This is a genomic window from Microbacterium esteraromaticum (assembly GCF_028747645.1).
GTDB classification, from domain to species: Bacteria; Actinomycetota; Actinomycetes; order Actinomycetales; family Microbacteriaceae; genus Microbacterium; species Microbacterium esteraromaticum_C.
This window is the reverse complement of sequence record NZ_CP118100.1, coordinates 2,480,276-2,500,405: the sequence shown is the minus strand read 5'-3', so window position 1 is coordinate 2,500,405 and position 20,130 is coordinate 2,480,276. Positions and strand designations below refer to the sequence as shown.

General features: G+C 64.0%; 21 protein-coding genes and 1 pseudogene. 4 read left to right on the top strand and 18 right to left on the bottom strand.

Annotation, left to right across the window (positions count from 1 at the left end; genetic code table 11):
- The first annotated feature begins 134 nt into the window (after window positions 1-134).
- Together PTQ19_RS12005 and PTQ19_RS12000 are read left to right on the top strand one after the other, a co-directional pair.
- Window positions 135-1,175 (top strand): hypothetical protein, encoded by a 1,041-nt coding sequence (locus PTQ19_RS12005; RefSeq protein WP_274367509.1) that lies wholly within the window; start codon window positions 135-137, stop codon window positions 1,173-1,175.
- Between the two features lie 23 nt (window positions 1,176-1,198).
- The gene (locus PTQ19_RS12000; RefSeq protein WP_274367508.1) at window positions 1,199-1,807 is read left to right on the top strand and encodes a type II toxin-antitoxin system prevent-host-death family antitoxin; all 609 of its coding nucleotides are present in this window, start codon (window positions 1,199-1,201) and stop codon (window positions 1,805-1,807) included.
- A gap of 308 nt (window positions 1,808-2,115) precedes the next feature.
- On the opposite strand, the gene PTQ19_RS11995 is transcribed toward PTQ19_RS12000, so the two are convergent.
- Complete coding sequence (locus PTQ19_RS11995) at window positions 2,116-3,315, bottom strand: hypothetical protein (protein ID WP_274367507.1); 1,200 nt, start codon at window positions 3,313-3,315, stop codon at window positions 2,116-2,118.
- A gap of 35 nt (window positions 3,316-3,350) precedes the next feature.
- Window positions 3,351-4,430 carry a hypothetical protein gene (locus PTQ19_RS11990; protein WP_274367506.1) on the bottom strand — a complete coding sequence of 360 codons (1,080 nt, stop codon included), beginning with the start codon at window positions 4,428-4,430 and terminating at the stop codon, window positions 3,351-3,353.
- Between the two features lie 107 nt (window positions 4,431-4,537).
- Here PTQ19_RS11990 and PTQ19_RS11985 point away from each other — a divergent pair, with 107 nt between their 5' ends.
- Window positions 4,538-5,125: a TetR/AcrR family transcriptional regulator gene (locus PTQ19_RS11985; protein WP_274367505.1), complete on the top strand. Its 588-nt coding sequence runs from the start codon at window positions 4,538-4,540 to the stop codon at window positions 5,123-5,125.
- Window positions 5,126-5,212: 87 nt separating this feature from the next.
- On the opposite strand, the gene PTQ19_RS11980 is transcribed toward PTQ19_RS11985, so the two are convergent.
- The 12 genes and pseudogenes from PTQ19_RS11980 to PTQ19_RS11925 all read right to left on the bottom strand — a co-directional run bounded on the left by PTQ19_RS11980 (window position 5,213) and on the right by PTQ19_RS11925 (window position 13,504).
- Window positions 5,213-6,004, bottom strand: a complete 792-nt coding sequence (locus PTQ19_RS11980) for a DUF2510 domain-containing protein (protein ID WP_274367504.1) — start codon at window positions 6,002-6,004, stop codon at window positions 5,213-5,215.
- A gap of 518 nt (window positions 6,005-6,522) precedes the next feature.
- Window positions 6,523-7,281, bottom strand: a complete 759-nt coding sequence (locus PTQ19_RS11975) for a Fic/DOC family protein (protein ID WP_274367503.1) — start codon at window positions 7,279-7,281, stop codon at window positions 6,523-6,525.
- Window positions 7,271-7,510, bottom strand: a complete 240-nt coding sequence (locus tag PTQ19_RS11970) for a hypothetical protein (protein WP_274367502.1) — start codon at window positions 7,508-7,510, stop codon at window positions 7,271-7,273. The genes PTQ19_RS11975 and PTQ19_RS11970 overlap by 11 nt, the downstream gene beginning before the upstream one ends.
- 149 nt (window positions 7,511-7,659) lie before the next feature.
- Window positions 7,660-7,887, bottom strand: a complete 228-nt coding sequence (locus tag PTQ19_RS11965; protein ID WP_274367501.1) for a hypothetical protein — start codon at window positions 7,885-7,887, stop codon at window positions 7,660-7,662.
- Window positions 7,888-7,904: 17 nt separating this feature from the next.
- Window positions 7,905-8,795, bottom strand: a complete 891-nt coding sequence (locus PTQ19_RS11960) for a hypothetical protein (RefSeq protein ID WP_274367500.1) — start codon at window positions 8,793-8,795, stop codon at window positions 7,905-7,907.
- A gap of 262 nt (window positions 8,796-9,057) precedes the next feature.
- Window positions 9,058-9,330, bottom strand: a pseudogene (locus PTQ19_RS11955) (transposase); the annotation flags it as partial.
- Between the two features lie 106 nt (window positions 9,331-9,436).
- Complete coding sequence (locus tag PTQ19_RS11950; RefSeq protein WP_274367499.1) at window positions 9,437-9,787, bottom strand: hypothetical protein; 351 nt, start codon at window positions 9,785-9,787, stop codon at window positions 9,437-9,439.
- A 47-nt stretch (window positions 9,788-9,834) separates the two neighbouring features.
- On the bottom strand, window positions 9,835-10,176 hold the full coding sequence (locus PTQ19_RS11945; protein ID WP_274367498.1) for a hypothetical protein: 342 nt from the start codon (window positions 10,174-10,176) through the stop codon (window positions 9,835-9,837).
- Between the two features lie 58 nt (window positions 10,177-10,234).
- Window positions 10,235-10,693, bottom strand: a complete 459-nt coding sequence (locus PTQ19_RS11940) for a hypothetical protein (protein WP_274367497.1) — start codon at window positions 10,691-10,693, stop codon at window positions 10,235-10,237.
- Between the two features lie 825 nt (window positions 10,694-11,518).
- The gene (locus tag PTQ19_RS11935; RefSeq protein WP_274367496.1) at window positions 11,519-11,782 is read right to left on the bottom strand and encodes a hypothetical protein; all 264 of its coding nucleotides are present in this window, start codon (window positions 11,780-11,782) and stop codon (window positions 11,519-11,521) included.
- Between the two features lie 63 nt (window positions 11,783-11,845).
- The gene (locus PTQ19_RS11930) at window positions 11,846-11,974 is read right to left on the bottom strand and encodes a hypothetical protein (protein WP_274367495.1); all 129 of its coding nucleotides are present in this window, start codon (window positions 11,972-11,974) and stop codon (window positions 11,846-11,848) included.
- A 234-nt stretch (window positions 11,975-12,208) separates the two neighbouring features.
- Window positions 12,209-13,504: a PIN domain-containing protein gene (locus PTQ19_RS11925; RefSeq protein ID WP_274367494.1), complete on the bottom strand. Its 1,296-nt coding sequence runs from the start codon at window positions 13,502-13,504 to the stop codon at window positions 12,209-12,211.
- A gap of 381 nt (window positions 13,505-13,885) precedes the next feature.
- On the opposite strand from PTQ19_RS11925, the gene PTQ19_RS11920 reads away from it, so the two are divergent.
- Window positions 13,886-14,218 (top strand): hypothetical protein, encoded by a 333-nt coding sequence (locus tag PTQ19_RS11920; protein WP_274367493.1) that lies wholly within the window; start codon window positions 13,886-13,888, stop codon window positions 14,216-14,218.
- A gap of 18 nt (window positions 14,219-14,236) precedes the next feature.
- On the opposite strand, the gene PTQ19_RS11915 is transcribed toward PTQ19_RS11920, so the two are convergent.
- Genes PTQ19_RS11915 through PTQ19_RS11900 form a run of 4 tightly spaced genes read right to left on the bottom strand, consistent with a single transcriptional unit; the run spans window position 14,237 to window position 20,085 of the window.
- Window positions 14,237-17,212, bottom strand: coding sequence for a type I restriction endonuclease subunit R (locus PTQ19_RS11915; protein ID WP_274367492.1), 2,976 nt, complete (start codon window positions 17,210-17,212; stop codon window positions 14,237-14,239).
- Complete coding sequence (locus PTQ19_RS11910; RefSeq protein ID WP_274367491.1) at window positions 17,209-18,429, bottom strand: restriction endonuclease subunit S; 1,221 nt, start codon at window positions 18,427-18,429, stop codon at window positions 17,209-17,211. Before PTQ19_RS11910 ends, PTQ19_RS11915 begins: the two co-directional genes overlap by 4 nt.
- Window positions 18,422-19,948 carry a type I restriction-modification system subunit M gene (locus PTQ19_RS11905; RefSeq protein ID WP_274367490.1) on the bottom strand — a complete coding sequence of 509 codons (1,527 nt, stop codon included), beginning with the start codon at window positions 19,946-19,948 and terminating at the stop codon, window positions 18,422-18,424. Before PTQ19_RS11905 ends, PTQ19_RS11910 begins: the two co-directional genes overlap by 8 nt.
- Window positions 19,945-20,085 carry a hypothetical protein gene (locus PTQ19_RS11900; RefSeq protein ID WP_274367489.1) on the bottom strand — a complete coding sequence of 47 codons (141 nt, stop codon included), beginning with the start codon at window positions 20,083-20,085 and terminating at the stop codon, window positions 19,945-19,947. The genes PTQ19_RS11905 and PTQ19_RS11900 overlap by 4 nt, the downstream gene beginning before the upstream one ends.
- Between the last annotated feature and the right edge of the window lie 45 nt (window positions 20,086-20,130).

The window sequence follows — 20,130 nt, the reverse complement described above, 5'->3', positions numbered from 1 at the left end:
GGTGGGTCGTCCCTCTCGGGAGAGGGGCTACCCGCCGTGCGCGCCCCTGCGGGAGGGGTGCGCAACCCCTCGCGATGGGGTAGAATTGATGTAGCAGAAACGTATACCAATTCCACTACTTCGGAGGCCTGCCTATGACCGACAACACACTTGCCGCACGACGCGGGGCCTTCTCTCTCGCCCTCCTCGCGGCCTCCGTCGCTGTGCTGACGGGGTGCACCGCTGCGGAGAGCTTCGACTACAGCGCTCAGCCGCAGGGCTTCGACGCCGGTTCCTCCGTGCGGCTCGCCATCCCGGACGACGCTCGCGCGGCGCTTCCGTTCACCGAGGACCAGCAGCTCGTCGACGCGTTCACCGTCCGTGGCGTCGAGGTTGATGGTGGTCGCTGCGCCATCGAAGTCGATGTCGAGTACACAGAGAGAGGTCGTGAGGAGATCATCGCCCCGCTGTACGGTCAGGCGGAAGCCGATGCTGACCTCCAGGCTGGTCTCGATCAGATCGATGACCGGCTCAGCAGCATGTTCGATCGGCGCGACGCTGAGGATGTGCTCTATCTCGACGTCAACGCGCGGTTCCAGAAGCACCTGGACGAGGTCATCGAGCAGCGCGAATTCAACGCTGAGACGTTCACCTACACCCACGATCGTCCTGACCCTGTCGAGGTGGAGCAGGAACTGTTGTCGAGGCTTGCCCACGTGTTGTCGAACTGGATCGATCCAGAGGCTGTCGAGGGGGGCGACGCGCAGGCAATCGTCGACGCTGCTGTCGCTGTCGTCGAGGGCGGTGTGCAGGAGTCCCTGAAGACTTCGGCTGCCGCGCCGGCGGCGGAGAACGCCTACCACCGCCTGTTCCTCGGGTCTGAGGGCTACGTGCTCGTCGAGGAAGAGTACTCCGTTCACGATGCTGCTGTGCTGGCGGACGGTGTTCCGGAGCAAGGTGTATTCGCTGAAGCCGACGATGTGACGCGCTTCACACACGTCGTCGCCTGCAGCCCCAGTGCCCACCGCGCCGACACCCCCGGGGCGATCGATCTCCATCACCTTGCTATGAGCGAAGAGGGCATCGACGTCGTCGCTGAGGCCAGTTTGGTAACGATGAGCAGCTCCGAGGTCGGTGTCGAGGGCGTGGTGTACGGTCTGACTCGGGACGCCAACGGCGACTGGATCGAAGGGTGAGGGTGACGGTGGTGCTAGGAGATATGTCCGGTGACCCTGGGCTCACAGCCGATATGGATGCCGCTGCCGCGCAGTACGCTGCTCGGGTCGTCGGTGAGCTCCTGGTTGAAAAGCCTGACCTGACGGCGGGGGAGATGTACGGCGTTCTCGTCGACCGTGCCGAGGAGGCGCGCGCGGCCGCCAGAGCTGCCCGCAACCACCGATCATCAGTTGTTGACCACCCCTCCTACTCCAGCGCGCGCACGCACTTCAAGGACGTCCTCGACGCCACCGAGCGCGGTCGCTCTGTCACTGTTGCTCGTGAGGGCCGGGCCTCGGTTGTCATGCCGGCCGACAAGCTCAGGGCGCTCTTCTTCCATGCTGTCTCTCCGCGCGTGGAGCTGGCGAACGAAGACGGACGCGTCATCGCGCTGATGTCAGGCCGGCCGTTCGTCTCGGAGGGCTCGACCGTCGACGGTGCGCTTGAGGGCTTGGTGCTCTCTCTTCGTGAGTACGCCGAGGACTGGGAGGCGCGACTTCAGGGTGCCCCGAATCACCGCGACAACTGGGCGCTGGTCCAGCTGGTCACGCTCTCTTCGGACGACGAGCTCCTCGAATGGCTCGCACGCGACAGCGGAGAGGCAGACGCGTAGCGAGAGACCGTGAGTCAGAGCGCCCGGCGCCTGTCGCGTGCTCCGAAGCGATCGAGCGCGGCGGGGACGTCGGGGGTGTGCCAGATGTGGCTGCGCGTGTAGTCGTTCGTCGTGACGAACGCGCCATACCGAAAGTTACGGCGTAACCTTCGGTATGGCGGAGTTCTGGCCCGTAGTGAGCGCGGTCGAGCCGCGCTTCGCGGGCACGTGTTCGTTCGGCAGCTCGAGAGGGAGAAAGCAAGAATCCCCGCAGCCTGTCGGCTACGGGGTTCTTCAGCGACGGGGAAAGAGGGGGGGTACGACCAGCGTTAGAAGTCGCAGGCGAAGCTCACGCTCCACGAGACGCCGGGGTTCTCGCTGGTGCCGGTGATGACAGCGTCGTGCGGGACGACGAGATTGCTGGCCCAGTTCGCGGAGACGGCACCTCCGGAGCCGTAGTTCGGGAGGCAAGCGCCTCCGGTCTTGACGATGCTGCCGCGGTTCGGGATCGACGGCGTCTGTCCGCCGCCGGAGCTGCTGCTACCTCCTCCGCCTCCGCCTCCTCCTGACGAGGAAGATCCTCCACCGCCTCCCGAGGAAGACGACGAGCCACCGGAGTGTCCGTGTGAGCTGCTGCTCCCGCCTCCGGTCGAACCGCCACGATTGACCGGGGTGTTCTGCTGGCGCTGGGCTTCTTTGGCGGCGGCGGCGTCTTTCTCCTTCGTGACCGCGGCATCGTGAGACTTCTTCGCGGCGCCCCAGGCGTCGACGTACGTCTTGACGAGAGCGGCCAGGTCGTCGTCCTCGGTCAGAGAATCTGCGTCCAGACCGGCAACGGCGGCGGTGAACGCCGCCTTGGTCTTCGCGTCAGCCTTCTCGGGGAGCGAGCCAGCCAGCTGGACACCACGTGCGTGAGCCGACTCTGCGATGTCGCGCTGCTGCGCGAGGATGAGCTCGTAGGCTTCCTCGATGTCGTCGGCCTGCTTGGTGACCGCGGCTGCGTCGTCGCGCAGATCCTCGGCGCTGGCTGCCAGCGTGACTGCCTGCTCCCGGAGCGCCTCAAGGCTCGCGGGTGTCTTGACCGGTGTCGGTTTGGCGGCGGCCAGTGCTTCTGCTTCAGCATCTTCTGCGTCGGCGACGACGAGGTTCAGCGTGTCATCGTCGAGCACCAGCTCGGCGATCTCTGCGTACTCGGCGAGCGATGCGTCGTAGTCGGCCAACAGCGCCGGGGCGGCGACATAGGTCTCTGGCGTGACGTCCGAGAGTGCCTTCAGCGCCGTGTAGCGCTCACCGGCGGTGACCACGGCACTCTGGAGCCGCGCCTCGGCCGCCGTCAGCTCTGCGCTGGCCTCTGCGAGGCTCTGCTCGCTGGCCACGAACGCGCTCGTGGCCTCCGAGTGCTGGACGCTGTGCACGATCTCGGGTGTGGCGATCGCGCCACCGATGACGACGGCGCCGACGGCAATGGCGATGGTGATCCATACGCGCTGCTTGCGCGTCGTGAGGTCTGAGGCCTTCAGCTGAGGCATCTGAGGCTCTTGAGCCTCGTCAGTGTTCTTCCTGGTCATCGTGGTTCTCTCGTCTCAGGGTGTGAGGCTGGTGGTTCCTCGTCCGGGCTGGCTTCGCCGGTGCCCCAACGTGTGATGAGGGAGCTGCAAGATCTCATTCCGGCAGGGATCTCGTTCAGCGTCGGTAGCGCCAGCGTGGGAAGCGTGTCCGGGGTGGGGTGCTCGATGATCGCCGCCTCGATGAACTCTTCAAGCTCAGCGACAACTGTGGCGGTATCTACCGATGTCCAGTGAGTTGGCATCGCAGCTCGCCCATCTGAATCAATGGTGGCGCCGTTGCGTTCAAGAACATCACTGATGCGACTCCAGTTCTCAGTTGCTTCCGCGAGTTCCTGTTCCTTGACCTTGAGAAACTGGCGTTTCTCTTCGTCGGCGTGCGCCTGTTCTGAGTGTGTCGGCGGCGTGAGCTTACCGATAACGAGAACGACGAGTCCGACAGCGAACCCGATCAGTGCCCAGTTCGCGGTCTGGTACATGAACTGCGCGGGCGTCCACTGCGTCCAAAGCAGAAACCAGCAGAGCCATCCGACGATGGAATAGAGTGCGCTGGCTCCCGCTACACACCGCCCCGCGATGGTGAGGGTGCTACCGCGTTTGTTGCGGGGTGCGGGGGCAGAAGGTGTGTGGCGCCATACCAACCCGTCCGGGGTGGGGCGAAACCTCCGAGAGAGCTGGCGTAGCTCGTTCAGGTCGATGGAGGAGACCGCATGGCCCCAATCTTGCTTCACTCCCTCGGCCCACGCTGAATCGCGATGTGTGATCAACGAGATCAGCGCCTGCGCTCTCTGACGCCACTCGTCGTACTGTTGCCCGTGGGGCGTCTGACGCCATAGCGCGAATGCGGCCCGCGCGGCGTTGTCCCTTGCCTGTTGCTGCACGGCTAGTGACTCTTCTGCGATCTGTCTCTGTGCAGCAGCTTCGCGCGCGATCGCCGCTGTCTGGGCAATCTGGGCCTCTCCCTGCGCGAGTTGTGCGCTCTGCAACCTCAGGTTCGCCGCGGCCGCGGCGCTTTGGGCGAACATCTGTTCGCGGTGGTTCTGTGCGACGAGCTCCGCGAGCGTGGGCTCTTGTGCCATGGAAGACCTCTCATCTTGCGGAACGTGGTGAGGCTGAGAGCTCGACCCGTTCAATGGTGTACGTGCATGAAGCTGATACAGCGGTATCAGACTAATACAGTTGTATTATGGCTGGTATGACCAAGCGCGAGGAGATCATCCAAGCCGCCGCTGAGCTGTTCGCCTCGGTGGGCTACCGAGCCACGAGCTACGCTGCGATCGCCGAGAAGCTGGGCATGCACCGCAACGCGCTACAGCACTACATCCCGTCGAAGCCGAAGCTCGCCCACGAGGTCGCATGGGCTCCGTTCAAGAACGGTGCGTTCCTCGCACCTGATGTGTCTCCAGCGGGTGGCGCTGCCACCCGAGGCACCGCGGCCGTACTGAGCATCGTCCGTCATGTCGGCGCGCTGTATGTCTCCGATGTGGCAGCCCGCGCGTCGATGAGGCTCATGGAGGAGCGGGCGATCATCCCCGCCGACCTGCCGGTGCCGTTCCGGCCATGGCTGGGGCCCATCGCCGGCCACCTTCGAGAAGCAATCGACGACGGAGACGTGGACTCTGACGTCGATGTTGACGATCTTGCCTGGCGGATCGTGTCATCCTTCGCCGGCGCCCGGCTGGTGGGCGAGATGCTCGACGAGATCGACGCGTTCCCCGAGAAGGCGCTGCGCACGACGGAAGACCTCTTGCGCGCGCATCGGCCTCAGGGCTGAGTGCAGCGACCTTCTTCAGCGGGAGACGCGACGTCGCCATTTGCCCGACTGAGTCGTAGAGGGCGGACGGTGCTTCTCGTCTCCGTGTCAGTAGCAGGCGATCTCCGACAGCCTGAAGGTATCCGCGCTGTCGTTGAAGTCCTGTAGGTGTGCCAACGCGCTCTCTTCGGGACGCACTTGGCCGAGGGCGTCGTTGGTCATTCCGACGACGGTGTCGCCCTGCAAGAGGCTGGCTTCGACGTAGAGCATGTTCGGGCAGCCGCTGATCGTCATGACCTCGACATAGGAACAGCGAGTGTATCCGCAGGTGTAGCTGCTCTTGTCGGCGAACCGGAAGTAGATGTTGCCGCTCTCGTAGATCGACCAGCCCAGGTCGGTCATCGTCGTGTCGGTGCTCTTCGTCGGGGGCTCTGCAGGCTCATCGGGTGTCGCCGGCTCGATCTCCTCGCTACTGGCGTCTTCTGGCTCGTCATCGGACGTCTCTTCGGCGGCCGGCGACGAGGAGCTCGACGGTGCGACCTCGGCCGGAGGGGTGAGCCCGACAGCGATGGTCACGACGATCGAGAACACGATCGCGAGAGCGGACAGCACGATGCCGGTGACCGCACGCCCCTTGGGCTGGCGTTTCAGGAGGGCGCTTGCACCAAGCGCGACCCCGATGACGCCGATGATCGCGCCGATAATCGGGAACCAGCCAATCAGAAATGCGCCGATGCCGACAATCAACGCCGCCGTTGCGGACCCGGTGCGCGCTGTGGCGGGCCCCGCAGTGTGATTCGTCGGCTGTGTCGCCGGTTCTGACCAGGCAGAGCCGTCCCACCACTGCATCTCACCGGAGGGAGTCGGGTACCACCCTGGCGGAGGGAGCTGGCTCGTCATGGCCACAGCCTATCCATGGGGTGGTGTGTGGGTGCCCTGTCTTCGGAGAGCGGGTGGAGAGCAAGAATCAGCGCCTCCATGTTGCGGCGTATGTGCACCCTGCTGTCAGGCGGCCGAGATAGGGTGCTGCTCAGACGGATGCGTAGCCCGGTTGGCGCCCTTTGTGCGCGCTATGGTGAGGCTATGAAATACCTAGGTTGGACGGCGGGGGTCATGATCGGCCTCGGAGTGCTTATCGCCATCATCGCGGGGTCAACGTGGCCAGACACAAGGTCCATCTACAGTGTCGGTGACGCGACTGCGAACATCGTCTGGTTGGGTATTGGGGCAGGGTTGGTCTCGATGGGCGTGCTCGCTGCTTTCCTCGCACTGCACGCAGTCGCTGTGGGAGAGGTCACGGAGGAAGCCCTCCTCCGGCACGAGAACAAGCTCCGGGAGGCGGAGCGGGCGCGTATCCGGGGCCTGTAGACACTTCGGCCATCGTCAGACGACGACCTCTCAGTCGATGGCGGCGAGCACTACGGCTGAGCGCTTGCCCCGTCGTGCCCTTCTGGCGGTGCGGGAGCGTCAGATAGCGGTTCGGCGAGCCGGAACTTGATGCCCCTCGACGACTCACGGGGGAGAGCGAGATCTCTGTGGAACTGAAGCGTGCTCCGCACCTGATCCCTCAGGTTCGGACCGGCGGGTTCGAGGAGAACGCTTCCGAGGTACTGCGCCAGCGGTCTCTCGCTCCCGGTAACGGCCGCGAGGCGGAGGCTGCGCAGGGTGGGGACGTCTACCTTCTGCCAATCGATCGGGTGTCCAGCGCGCGTCGCGAGGCGATCGACGTAGGCGCTCTGTGTGCGCGTGTTCCCGTCGCGAAACGGATGCACCGTCGTCAGGTAGCCCCAGCGATCCGCGAGCTTTGCAGCGAACTCTTCTGTGCCTAGCCCCTTGAGATAGTCCTCCGTGGCCAGCGTGTCGAACACATCGTTGAGACCATTCTGGAAGAACTCGGATCGGGCGTAGACGATGCCAGTGCCGCCAGCGACCACCTCATCGCCTCGCTGACGCACCTCTCCGGCCCAGTCGAGCACCGGTGAGAGCAACCGGCGGTGAATGGAGCGGAAGTACTCGATGTCCAGTCGATCGGGTATCGGCTCCATGACCATGATCGCCCACCGGGTTGTCGCGGCTTCGTTCATCGCTTCGTCGACACCCTCTTGGGTGGTCAGGCCGAGCTTGTTCTCAAGTACTCCGCCACTTCCAGGGATCGTGTACCGGTCGTCAGCTGCCATGCGAGACAGCGCGCTGACGGGCGACGATACGGGCGAGAGCTTCATTCATCTCGGCCTCGGCATCCGCGGCGCTGAGTTCACCGGTTAGGATCCGCCGCGCCCTGTTGAGAGCGCTGTCGCTGGGGAAGTGGCCAGCGAGCTGTTGACCCTTTTCGATGAGGGCGAGGGTCTGATCCACGTCGACGGCGGGGCGGTGAAGAACACCGGTCGATACGCGTCGTGCAGTCATCGATACCACCTCTCCTGATCTCCAATTCTACTCGTCTTCACCGCGAAACGGTGGCTATCAGGCGGGTTGCGAACCCTCGGCGCAGATCTGGCCATCCGCGGGAGGTCCCGGACGCGGGGAGCGCCCGCATGGACGCACCCCGCTCCTGGTCAGGTGCACCGACGTTCCTGGCGGTACCTGAGCATCATCGCGGCGTACCACCACAGCAGCACTCCGATGGCTGGTACGTAGAACCACAGAGGCTGCTCAGCCCAGTAGGTACCGGCGAGAACTCCCGCGATGAACAATGCGAACACCGCCAACGTGATGAACAGGCGGCGACGCGGACGCGTTATTACCTGAAACCAGGTCTTGCGTGCGTCAGTCGTTTCAACCATGGCTTACCTTCCTGCGCTCAGCGGCACGGGCCCCCACGATAGTTGTCCACCCACCAGATGGGGGTAGGGGGAATCGAAGTGAGCGTGACCTGGGTGCACATCTTTGGACTCGAGTTCTCAGCGACTCCCGCATTGTAAACGAGGACGCCGGCAGCGGCGATGCAGACCCAGGCCATTGGTCCACACGCGATACCACCTAGACCGAGCGCACCTGATTCATAGATCGTCTTCGTCTCGGCACGATTGAATCGAACGCGCGATTGCAGCGGGAGCGGAGAATCGAACGTCGGATCTGCGACCACAGGGTACGCAACATCAACACCGACGTGTTCAACAACCTGGGTGAGCGTGCTTCCGTCGGCCACGTATCGGGTCTGCACTGCTGCCCCGTTCGCGTCGAATGCCCACGGTGCTCGCACATCCGCTACGACGGTTTCGACCGTTGCGCCATCCGTGGTGCTATCCACCGCGTACACCAATACCGATCCGTCATCTTGAATCTCCACAGATGCAGCTTCTCCGAAGTCGTAGCTGTATGACTCGGACTGAGAGGCGGAATCGATAACGGTGCTGAAGCGCACCGCACCGGCGGCCGGCAGGACGTTCAAGGCCGCAGTGTGTGCGTCGCCGGCAAACGTGATCGAGCCATCATTGGCCACAGTGGCGTTCTTCAGTGCCTGTGCACCAGGGAGAGTAACCGTCACCTCCGATCGGTCATCGTGAGCCGAGAATGTGACGCCTTCAACCGGATCGACGGGCAGCTCCACTGCGGAACTGTTGTTCAAGCTTGCGCGGAACGTGTTTTCTTCGAGTTCGACGCTGGCGGCAGAGAGTGCCTCAGGGGCGACCGCCTCCACAGCCTCGGCGATGAGGTCCGCTTCACTGGTCGACGCGAAGGCGGGCGTCACGCTAGATATCAGGAGGAGAGCTGCCGCCCCTGAAGCGAGAACGCTGTACTTTTTCCCGAGTCTCATGTGCTTCCTTTCAGCCGTTATGTCTCAAGAGGCCACGCTACGCGGAGCCGATAGACGCTGTATGTAGGGTGTTTGGGGGACAGATGTCCCGCATGAGAGCTGATACCCTCGGCCGTTGCGCCTTTCCCGGACTCTTCAGAGTTGCGGGGTCAAGCCCCGCGAAGTGGTGTAGCTCGGTGTCCTTCGTTTTGATGGGTCAGGCGCTGAGCTCGAGGACAGGCCGGTCGATCGCCTCCGCTTCGGCATCGGTATCGGTGTCGGTCTCGAGGGTGAGGCGGGACTTGGCGAGGATGTCGAGGCCGAGGTGGCGGCGTCCTTCTGCCCATTCGTCGGTCTGCTCGGCGAGGACGACGCCGACGAGGCGGACGATCACGTCACGGTTCGGGAAGATCCCGACGCTGTCGGTGCGGCGGCGGATCTCCCTGTTGAGGCGCTCGTTGGGGGTGTTGAACCAGACCTGCGACCAGAGCACTCGAGATTGAAAAACAAGAACCCCGCAGCCTGTCGGCTACGGGGCTCTTCAGCTTGGGTGAGAGAGCGAGAGATCGAGGGGCGGGCACCCCAGGTGAGTCGGCTCACTCTCTGTCTGTTCTAGGCTCTCTGTCTGTTCTAGGCTCTCTGCCTGTGTCGGGATGCCGGCTGCGCAGGTCGTCGAGCAGTCGCGGGATCAGCTGGCGGATGCCGGTGAGAAGGAGCCCGGGCACGAAGAGCGCACCGGCAACGCCCGCTGCTACGTAGCAAGCCCCAATCAGCAAAGCGTCGACCCCAGGCGGTGCCTGAGCTATCACCGAGGCGCTGATAGGGACCAGGACTATTAGGGCGACCACGCACCATCCGAATGTCGTCCAGATGAAGCGCTCCATCAGGGTGGTCCGCGGCGCTTCACGCTTCTCGAGCATGATGCTGTCGTGTCCGCTGAGAGTCATGGTCACATCATGGCTGAGATCGGCCGAGAGAGTCTACTGATGCTCGATCACTGCCAGTCGGCGGCATCGAAGTCATGGCATGCAGGCCTGTCTGTCTTGTCGGTGCAGAAGGACTGGATGAAGAAGCTCTTGAGTTCGGCCGTGGTCTGGTACTCGTTCTCCGCGAGCATCCAGTCCGCGTCGCCGCGGTGCTCATAGGCTGCCGCGTAGAGATCCTCGACGCCTGCGCAGGCATCGTAGACGGGTTCGATGACGGCGTTGAAGCGCTCTTCCTCGTCGGCGGTCCACTCGTTCAGCGTCGCACTCTCTTCGTCTGAGAGCTTTCCGTCGGCGTAGAGGGCGTCGACGCCAGGGCCGAACAAGGGATGCGTGGTGTAGTGCTCGTTCATCGCCGTGCTCACCCCGCTGACTGCCGTGCTGCATGATGCAGTAGGGTGCGGTGCGCTGCTACTGGTGGACTCGCCGTTGCTGGCGGCACCCGGACGACCCTGCCGGGAAGAGCGTCATCCCCAGAGTGAATGCGACGGTGACGACGAGAGAAGTCGCAGCGGCCAGAACACCCAAGACAAGGCCGACCACACTCATCGCCTTGGACTGGATCCTGGTGATCGCGAGGATCGCGAGGACGGTCGCCGCGACGCCCAGGAGCAAACCCAGAACGGGTATCCACCCGATGAAGAACGCGACGATACCGATGATCAGTGCCGTGATCGCGAGGCCGTTGCTGCCACTGGCGCTGGTGGTCGGGGATGACGTGGCCACGGGGTGCTGCACGTACTGCGCTGGTAACGCCGGTGCAGCTGGTTGCGATGCCTGAGGTGCGGGGTCACCCCAGCGGGTTCCGTCCCACCACTGCATCTCACTGCGCCTCGGATACCACCCTGCAGGCGGCAGCTCAGCCATCATGGCCACAGCCTATCGGCGCGCCGGCGTGTGTCTGACGAAGCGGTGGTCCCGGCCCAGTGCGCAGCGCGAGCCGCAGCCCTCGACTATCGAGCACTTGCTCTGAACATGGAACGGTGAACCCGACCCGATCCATCGTGAGCTACCATGGTCTCGACGTAGCTACGGCTGTCGCTTCCAGCTATCAAACAGACCGCCACGCGGACCCACAGGCCATCAGCCCCCTTTCCCGCTGTCTGTTTTTGGAGGAAGTCAATGTCCGGTATTCACCACAAGCTTCGCCCGTGCCCGTACTGCCCCGCTGCCGGATCGGTGCCGATCTTCAGGGTTCGGAGTGAAGACGAGGGTGATCGCGTGGAGCATCGCGTGAGTGAGGATGGCTGTGGCCGTGAGTTCGTCGTCACCGACTGGCTTGTCTACGCCACAGGCGGGGATTTCGACTACCCGTTGTACCCAGTCGTCTAGCCGCTGGCGCAGGCGCGTCAGTCTTCGCCGCCTATGAGACATGCGCTCGGGCCGGGCTGACGGTTGAGACGGTCTGCCGCGTCGAGTCCGCCCGCTTGCCTGTGATTTTTGCGGGTAGGAACGGCTCTCCTTGCGGCCGCGACGCGCCCCCGCCGCAACAGCATTCTCGGCTGCGCGAAGCATGCGAGGCAGGTTCAACTTCGCACGTGCTCGAGGACTTAGATACTGCCTCCGAACGGTGTTGATCGGCTCGCTGTGCGTGCTCGTGTTCCATCGTCACGCGTTGAATGACGGAGTCATTCGTGAACGTGCTCGGAGTCGGCCTTGGCCTCGCTGGCAGCGCCGCCGACGTCGTGACGCGCTCTACTGAGATCGCAGTTCCCGTAAACGCGACCGGTACTCGGCTGTCTTCGCGCGGAGCGCCCCCGCGTCTGAGCCGGGCACGCGGTACATCTCCTGCCAGATGGCGACCTCCGCCGCTGCTGCTGTGTCTCGCGCAGCTGCAGTCGGCGCATGGCGGGAGAGCCAGATGTACTCGCCTCGCAGTTCGTTCGCGGCGTCGCACATGACGTCGTAGAGCGCGGGGTCGCAGTAGGTGGCGTCCGAGGCGCCGGTCGGTTCCGTCACGAGTATCCTTCCGGGGTCATTGTCAGCATGCCGCGGGTCACCGACACGGTCAGTGCTCTGTCGCTATGCCTTGACCCCGAGATGGAGTCCGAGGGCAACAACGAAGACAACGACTCCGGCGACGATCCCCAGGAACATGCTCCAGATGCCGCCGATGGCGAAGGCGAGCAGACCCCACACCGCAGAGAGCAACAACCCCAGAATGAAGCCCCCGACCGGAACGGAGAACAGGATAGCGTGGGCCGAGGATCGGCGAAGTGAGAGAATCGTCGACCGTTGTCCAGGACGGAGAACGCGGCGACGGTCGGTGCAGTACCGGTCGCCAGCGGCCCACGACTTGTCCTCGTGTCACTCACATCGAGGCGATGCCAACCCCCAACTCAGCCAAAGCCTCCGCGAGATTCGATCCGCTTTGGGAGATGCGACTCACTCATCTATCTTGTCGTCCGAGGTATCCTCGGTGTCATCGTTGTCGAGGCCTTCGAAGCCAGCTTCCGCTGCTCGTTTGCGCTCGCTGAGACTCCGGTCATACATGTGGAGTACTGCGCTCCGTCGGGCTTGCTGCTCTTCGGTTGCCTTTGCAAGCAGGAAATCGGCGGCTCTCGGATACTCGATGCTAGTGACGCCGCTTATTGGCGTTTCACCGTAGTTTCTTATGAAGTCCGCGACGCGGGGTTCCGTCAGAGCGTTCGGCGGATACATCTCGCCCACTGCCTTCGCGAGCTTAGTGTACGCCTCGCTTGTGCTGAGGGCTGGGGTTACTTCGGCCATCGCACGCATCAGGTCGTTGTAGCGCTTCGTGGCCCTCATCCTGCGCGCCACCTGTTCCGCCGATGACGGCTCCAGCTGCACCGATACCTTCTTCACCTCGGCAACCGACTCGTCGCTGATGTCCTCACCGCGCTCCTGGGCGTACGCAAGGTAGCGTCTCAGGTTGTAGAAGTGCGCGCGTTCTCCCGACGCTTCGTAGTACTCCTCGATGAGCTCGGGCCGCGCCCCAACGGTCTTCCCGCTCGCGATGTGCCACCAGTCTTCTTTGTTGTCATCCGTAACGAACAGGAGCGGCTTCTTCACGTTCTTGGCGTGATCCAGAATCTGTCTCCAGAGGACGAGGTCGCCGTACTTGCGTTCGTCCTTCTTGTCCGCGGCGTCCATGTAGCCCGGAGGAAGCCGCTTGTCGTAGCGCTCTGTTCCCTCTCTGTAGAGCTTCTTCAGATCATCCTCGATGTACGGCTCCCCAACGCGACCGGCGTACAACTCAGAGATCCGGTTGAACGTCGCAGTCTGCACCTGCTCTGACGTGACGGCCTCGGCATGCTTCTCGCTCGCACGCTTCACCTTCTTCTTGAGCTGCTTGGCGTGCTCTTGGAACGCCGCGCGAAGTTCGTCGGCCTCCGGTTGAGCATGACGCCCCAGCGTGCTAAGTGCTGTCTCAACGTTGCTGACCGCGTCGTTGAGGGCTTCTTGCACGCCGTTGAACGCCTTCGTCAAGTCGCCCGGCATACCGCGACGTTTTCGATGGAACTCCAGGCCGACCTGATATGGAATCCAGATCTGATCCTTCTTCTTACCTAGTAGATCGAGCAGCTGGTCTCGCGTGACTGCGGAATAGCGAAGGATGTTCAGCAGCGCATTGGTGTCGAGGACGATCAGACCCTCGTCCCAGATCTTGCTCATCTCGTCGTCGGACGGAGGGTAGTAGCCCCTGAACTTGCTCTTCATTGAACGTCTCCCCACGTAATGGCTATACGTTATCGGTGACGGCCGACGCTCATCTCCGAGACGTCGGCCAGAACGTGGCTTTGGCATCGATCGTCTGCTGTTCTGTTCACATCGCCCCTACAGGACAGCTCAGCGGGTGCAGCTCATCAGGTGTCGTTCGCCGGCGACACTTCCATGACGCGAGCTCCATTGCAGGGAGCGGACCCCTTCGACTATTGCGGGCGTGCGAGTGGCCCGAATCTGGTGCGCGTACTCAGGCAGCGGCAAAAAGCATGAACCCTGCAGCCTGTCGGCTGCGGGGTTCTTCGGTTGTGTGAAGGAGCCGGATAGAGGCGATCCTGGGGACGGCTCGACCCGCGTGCGCGTTGGTAGCGTGTGCTCATGTCACGAGCCTTCGCGTTCCGCGAGAGTCAACCCGTCATCGTCGACGATGAGCGAGGCCTCCCGGCCGTGGGTGTCTACCCGGCCGGGGTCGGCTTCCGCGCTATCGAGGAGTACGAGGAGTCCGGCGAGAGGTGGGTGACCGTCGAGTTGCCGGACCTCGACGATTCCTTCGAGTCTGACTTCCCGGTTCGGGTGGGCGAGTTTGTCGACTCCATTGGCAACGCGGAACCAGAACGCATCAGCCTGCACGACGCCGCGAAGCGCTTCCCGGCTCTCGTCGACGCGGAGATGATCGAAGAGTATGAGCGTGCCGAGGCGTCTATGGAGTAGGCCGCTGGGGGTCGTCGTTCAGTAGTGCTTCAGGATGTACCGCCACGCAGAGTCCATGGGCTCTCCGGTGCGCGGCAGCTGGTACTTCTTGAACAGGGCGTTCAGCTCGCGCTTGACAGCCTTCATCGACCCCTCCTGCGATGTCCACTGCGGGTGCACGGCCCGGCTGACGAGCTTGTCGACCTCGCGGGCGACGTCGCTGACGAGCACCGTCATGCCGGCAGGCTTGTGCTCCTCGAAGATCCGCGTGAGCATCCCGACGTTGGGGTCAGGCAGATCGGCGAGCACACCCTGTTGGTCGGCGTCCTCGACGGTCTTCAGATCCGCGCCGACGGTGAAGAGCTTGGTCAGCCACGCCAGCGAGTCCTCGGCGTTGGTGATCATCTGCTGACGCAGCTGGTCCAGCCGCTCGGCGATCGACGTGTATGCGGCGATGTTGCTGCCGCCGCCGTCGAGCTTCTTCTTGATGCGCGCGGTGAGTGAGTCCACGATCTCCTCGGCGGACTTGCCCTCGTACTCGGTGGGCACCGGCGGCAGCTGGCCTGCGTCGCTCATTTTCTTGATCGTCTCGGCGTCAGCGATCACGACCGAGAGCTTCTTGTCGTCGACGCGGACGCCGTGCATGTGCTGGTGGACGAGTTGGCGGGTCTTCGGCGCCAGCCGCTCCCACAGCAGATCGTCCGTGTCCTCGTTGCGCGGGAGCGCCGCGTAGATGCGCGCGTACCAGCGGTACTCGTCCTCCCAGGCCGAGAGCTGCTCGTCGGGAGCGATCGTCTCCCACAGCCCCTGGGCGTAGAGGAACTCTGCCCGGTACTCCACGCGGTCTTCGCTGTCGGCGGGGACACGCTCCAGTGCCTGCTGCAGAGAGTCCATCGTCGCCTCGCGCGTGACGCCGACGAACCTGCGGTGCATCTCCTTCAGGACGGCGGCGAGGTTCTTCAGCAGCGTGTCCGTGTCGATCTCGCGCTGCGCGTGATCCGGGTCGCTGGGGGCGATGGCACGGGCGAACGCCCCGCCGAGGCCGACGTAGTCCACGATCGTGCCGAAGCGCTTGATGAACCCGCTCTGAGGGTTGCGCCAGGGCCGGTTGGTGCGGGTGATCGTCTGGAACAGCGTGTGCAGCTTCATGGGCTTGTCCAGATACAGCACTCCCTCGATGGGCGCGTTGAAGCCCGTGCCGAGCTTGGCGGTGACGATGAGGAACTTCAGCGGATCGCTGACGTCCCGGAACCGATCCAACAGGGCTTCCTCCTCGCCCTCGGAGAGCTTGAACGGTTCGAACTCGCTCTTGCCGGTGGCCGAGATCACGACGGCGACCTCGTCGCCGTACCCCTGCTGTGCGAGCTCGCGCGTCAGCGCCTGCTCGTAGAGGATGCACAGCTCCTGGTCGGCGACAACCACCTGCGCCTTCATCCCGTGCGGATCGATCGATGCGTAGAAGTGCCGGACGATGTCGGCGGCGACCTTCTGGATGCGCTCGGGGTTGTGGAAGATCGCCCGGGCATTGGCGACCCGCCTCGAGAACGACTCTTTCTGCTGGTCGGTGAGTTCTTCCTCATCGGCCAGGGCATCGAAGGCCTGATCGAGCTCCTCCTTGGCGACGTCGAAGGTCACCGGCCGTGGGATCACTCTCATTGGGACGGTCGTGCCGTCGGCGATCGACCGATCAGAGTCATACCTGTCCAGCGCCCAGTCCGGGTCGCGCTCGTCACCGAACAGCTGGTACGTGTTCCGGTCCAGATCCGCGATGGGCGTGCCGGTGAACCCGAACCGGTGCGCGTTCGGCAGCGCTGTGCGCATGTCCGTGCCGAGCGATCCCTCCTGCGTCCGGTGGGCCTCATCCACCAGCAGGATCACGTTCTCGCGCTCGGTGAGCACGCCGGCCGAGGCGAACTTGTGGACGGTCGTGGCGATGATGCCGCGCTGACCGTCCTTCAGTGCCTGCTGCAGCGACGCGGTGCTCTTCGCCCTGACCGGTGCAGGCACCCCTGCCGAGGCGAACTGCGAGAAGGTCTGCGTGACCAGCTGCGTCCGGTCTGCCACCGCGACGATCGTCGGGTTCTGCATCCGCGGATCGAAGTACAGCCGCGTGGCCACCCAGCTCATCGTGAGCGTCTTGCCCGACCCCTGGGTGTGATAGATCAGGCCGCGGGAGCCCGCCTCGCTGGTCGCCCGGGCGACGATCTTCTCCACCGACTCGTACTGGAAGTAGCGCGGCAGGAGCTTGATCGTGCGGGCAGCGCCGTCGCCTGACTGGCGGTCGTACATCGCGTAGTGCTCGATGAGGTTCACGATCACCTCCGGCGCGAGGAGCCGGGCCGCGCTCATCTCCACGCGCTCCCACCCCTCGATGGTCGCCGGCGCTGTGCTCGAGCCCCAACGCTGCCAGTGGTCCAGCGGCGTGCGTACCCCGGCGTAGCGGAAGTCTTTGCCCTCGGTGGCGAAGGAGAGCAGGTTGGGGGAGAAGAACGCCGGCTGGTGCTCTTCGTAGGACGTGTAGATGTCCCGCGCGCCGTCCTTCCAGCTCTTGGTCAGCGACACCGGGGTCTTCGTCTCGCCGACGACGACGGGGATGCCGTTGACCCACAGCACCAGATCGAACCGCGCGCCCTGGTAGGTCACCTCGTCCGACACGATGAGCGTGTTCTCTGTTGGTTGGTCGAAGTCGATCAGTCGGAACGGCTCGTCGTGGTTGGTGTCCGGCATGAGCACAGTGCCGCTGCCGCGCAGCAGCTGCGTGAACTCTTCGTTCGCGGCCATCAGACCCTCAGCGGCCGCAGACAAGGCGACCTGCCGGACCTTCGCCAGCACAGCAGCGGTGCGGCCGACGAGCGTCGGGTTCAGACGCTCGATCGCGTGCCGGAGGTCACTCTCGATGAAGACCTGCTGCGTCGTGCGCGGGAGGTCTTTGCCCTCGACGTGCGACCAGCCCTGGGCGACGAGCAGCTTGATGAGCCCCGCCTGGACGGTGTTCTTCTCGGTGTAGCCAGTCATGCTGCTGTGATCACGTCCTCGTTGCTCAGCAGATCGTCATAGGTCGCAGGGATCTCATGCTCACCGGAGAGCAGCACCGTGAGCAGGTTGCTGCGGAGGGTGCGGAGGGATTCTGCGTGGGTGCGGGCGGTGTTTTGGTTCGACACGAGCGCTTCGTAAGTTGCGACTTGCTCGGTGCGGTCGTTGGTCTCCTTTGGCCACGGGATGGCCATCGCGCGCAGCTTGGAGGCCGCGATGTTACCCAGCCCAGTTGAGCCGGAGGCAGCCCTCGTGACTTCGGACTGAAAACCTGGCCGTCGCATCATCCAGTAGAGGTAGGCGCAGTCCTCTGGAATGAGGGGCTCCAAGATGAGCTGAAATGCGGACACTGCTGCGCCAAGATACTCGTCGGGCACCCGATAGACGTTGCCGATCCTGTCATGGTTCCCGTTGGTGCGGATTGCGACGATGGAGGAGGGTGTGAGTCTGCCTGTCTTCGCGCTGAGACCGGCCACATAGGTGGGGTCTCCGGCTACAGTGCCGTCGGGCTTTGTGTTGGTGATGGTGAGGACAGGATCCCCTCCGTCGTCAGGCGGCCGGACATCGACCTTTGCCCAAGATGCGCCGGATGAGATTGTCGCCACCGAGCCGATGGAGATGTCGGCCGCATCGTCTGCGGCATCAAGCACTGCGTTGAGAAGTTTCGCAGCAGAACCAGCCTCACCCTCCGCCGCCGCGATCGCATCATCGACGGCCGCGATCAGGTCCACGATCCGGCGCTGCTCGGCGAGGGGTGGGAGGGTGATCGAATACTCGAGAAACTGGCCTTCCTTCCACCGGCGCCGGCTCTTTGTAGTGCCGGTCGCCTGATCGGCGATGTCGCGCCACACCGACGGCTGCTGGAAGTGAAGGAGCAGGTAGCTCGGCAGCACGGTCGACTCGTCGAGATCGAACACGGGGAACTCGTTCGAGACTACGCCGCCGCTATGCTCCTGGGCTACAAGGGCGAAGGACCCCTCGGTGACGAACATCCGGTTGTAGATGAACTGTCCCGGACGAACCTCGAAGAGTCGTGCGGCTTTCATCTCCGATCCGAGCTTCGGCTCCCGTGCGAATGTGCCACCGGCATACCACTGAACTCCGAGGTTCACGTAGGTCGTGTCAGGATCAACCGTGAACGGCTTGACGTTCTGCGTCGCCACATCCTTCAGCCGAACCTCGCGCCACCCCTCACGCATCGAAGCCTGCTTCCCGAAGCCGCAGGTCCAGCGCCGTGCGCGCCGCGGCCATGGCTTCCTGTGCTTCGCGCAGAGCTGCCAGCGCAGCATCCACGTCAGCTTCCGCCTTCGTCTCGCCCTGGATGTACCGGCCGATGTTGAGGTCGTAGCCGAACTCCTGGATCTTCTCGCGCGGCACCAGCGACAGGGCGAGTCCGCCCTCGCCGTCGATGTCAGAGCCCTGCTTGTAGGCCGCGTCGATGACTTCGACATCGTCTTCGCTGAGGGTGTTCTGGTTCTTGCCGGCCTTGAACCTGGCGCGGGCGTCGATGAACAGCACGTGGTCTTTGCGCTCAGCAGTCTTCTCGGACCGGAAGATCAGCAGGCTGACGGGGATCGAGGTCGAGTAGAAGAGGTTGTTCGGCAGGCCGATGACTGCTTCGAGCTTGTCGTTGTCCACGGCCCACTGGCGCATCTCCGCCTCGCGGCCGCCGCGGAAGAGCACGCCGTGCGGCATGACGACGCCCACTCTGCCATCGCGGTCGTCCATCGTGGAGATCATGTGCTGGATCCACGCCCAGTCCCCGTTCTTCGCCGGCGGGACAATGCCGCCCAGAGCGCGCTTGTGCGGATCTTTCGCCCAGGTGTCAGCCGGCCAGTTGTTCAGCGAGAACGGCGGGTTGGCGATGACGACGTTGAACTTCCGCAGGCGCCCTGCTTCGTCGAGCAGCTTCGGCTCCCGGAAGGTGTCGCCACGCTTGATCTCGAAGTCCTCCACACCGTGCAGGTAGAGGTTCATCCGCGCGATCCCGGCGGTGGTGAGGTTCTGCTCCTGGCCGTAGAGGAACAGCGACCGCGGGTTCCCGCCGGCAAGCTTCACGGCCTCGACCGTCTCGACGAGCATGCCCGCCGAGCCACAGGCCGGGTCACACACAGAATCACCGGGCTGGGGGTCGAGGATCTTCACCAGCAGGTGCACCACGTGGCGGGGTGTGAAGAACTCGCCGGCCTTCTTGCCCGAGGCCTCCGCGAACTCCCGCAGCAGGTACTCGTACGCAGACCCCAGCATGTCGCCGGAGACGTGCGCGGGATCGAGCGTGAGCTTGTCGAACACCTGCATCAGCGCGCGCAGCGCTGCCTGCGGAAGTCTCTCTTGGTTGGCCCAGTTCACATCGCCGAAGACGCCGGCGAGCTTGCCGGGGTTGGCCTCCTGGATGGCGACGAGTGCGTTATTCAGAGCATGACCGGAGTTCTTCGTGACTTCGAAGGTCTCATCCCAATGCGCGCCGTCCGGGATGACGAAGGTCTGGTACTCCTCGTCTTCCTGCTCTTGCGACCAGTCGTCGCCGAGATCGTCGACGGCCTCATCGTGGCGGAAGTCGTAGACGTCGCTGATCCACTTGTAGAACAGCACGGGGAACACGTAGGCCTTGAAGTCGCCGGGGTCGACCGGACCGCGCAGCGCGTTGGCGGCGCCCCAGAGAGCCTGCTCCAGATCGCGCTGCGTGAGGTGGTCAGGGTTCGCGGGTGCGAGCGTCATCGTGCATCTCTCTTCGTGTCGTTCGTGCCGGAAGCAGTGGTTGCCGTAGCCGCCGTGCGTGCATCGAGCTCGCGGCGCGCGCGCACTCGCTCGCCGATGATCGCGCCGACAGCCTTCGGCTCGTCCGATGTGCACATGGATGCGAGTGTATCGATGCCGGGGACATCGGCTGTGTCGATGGG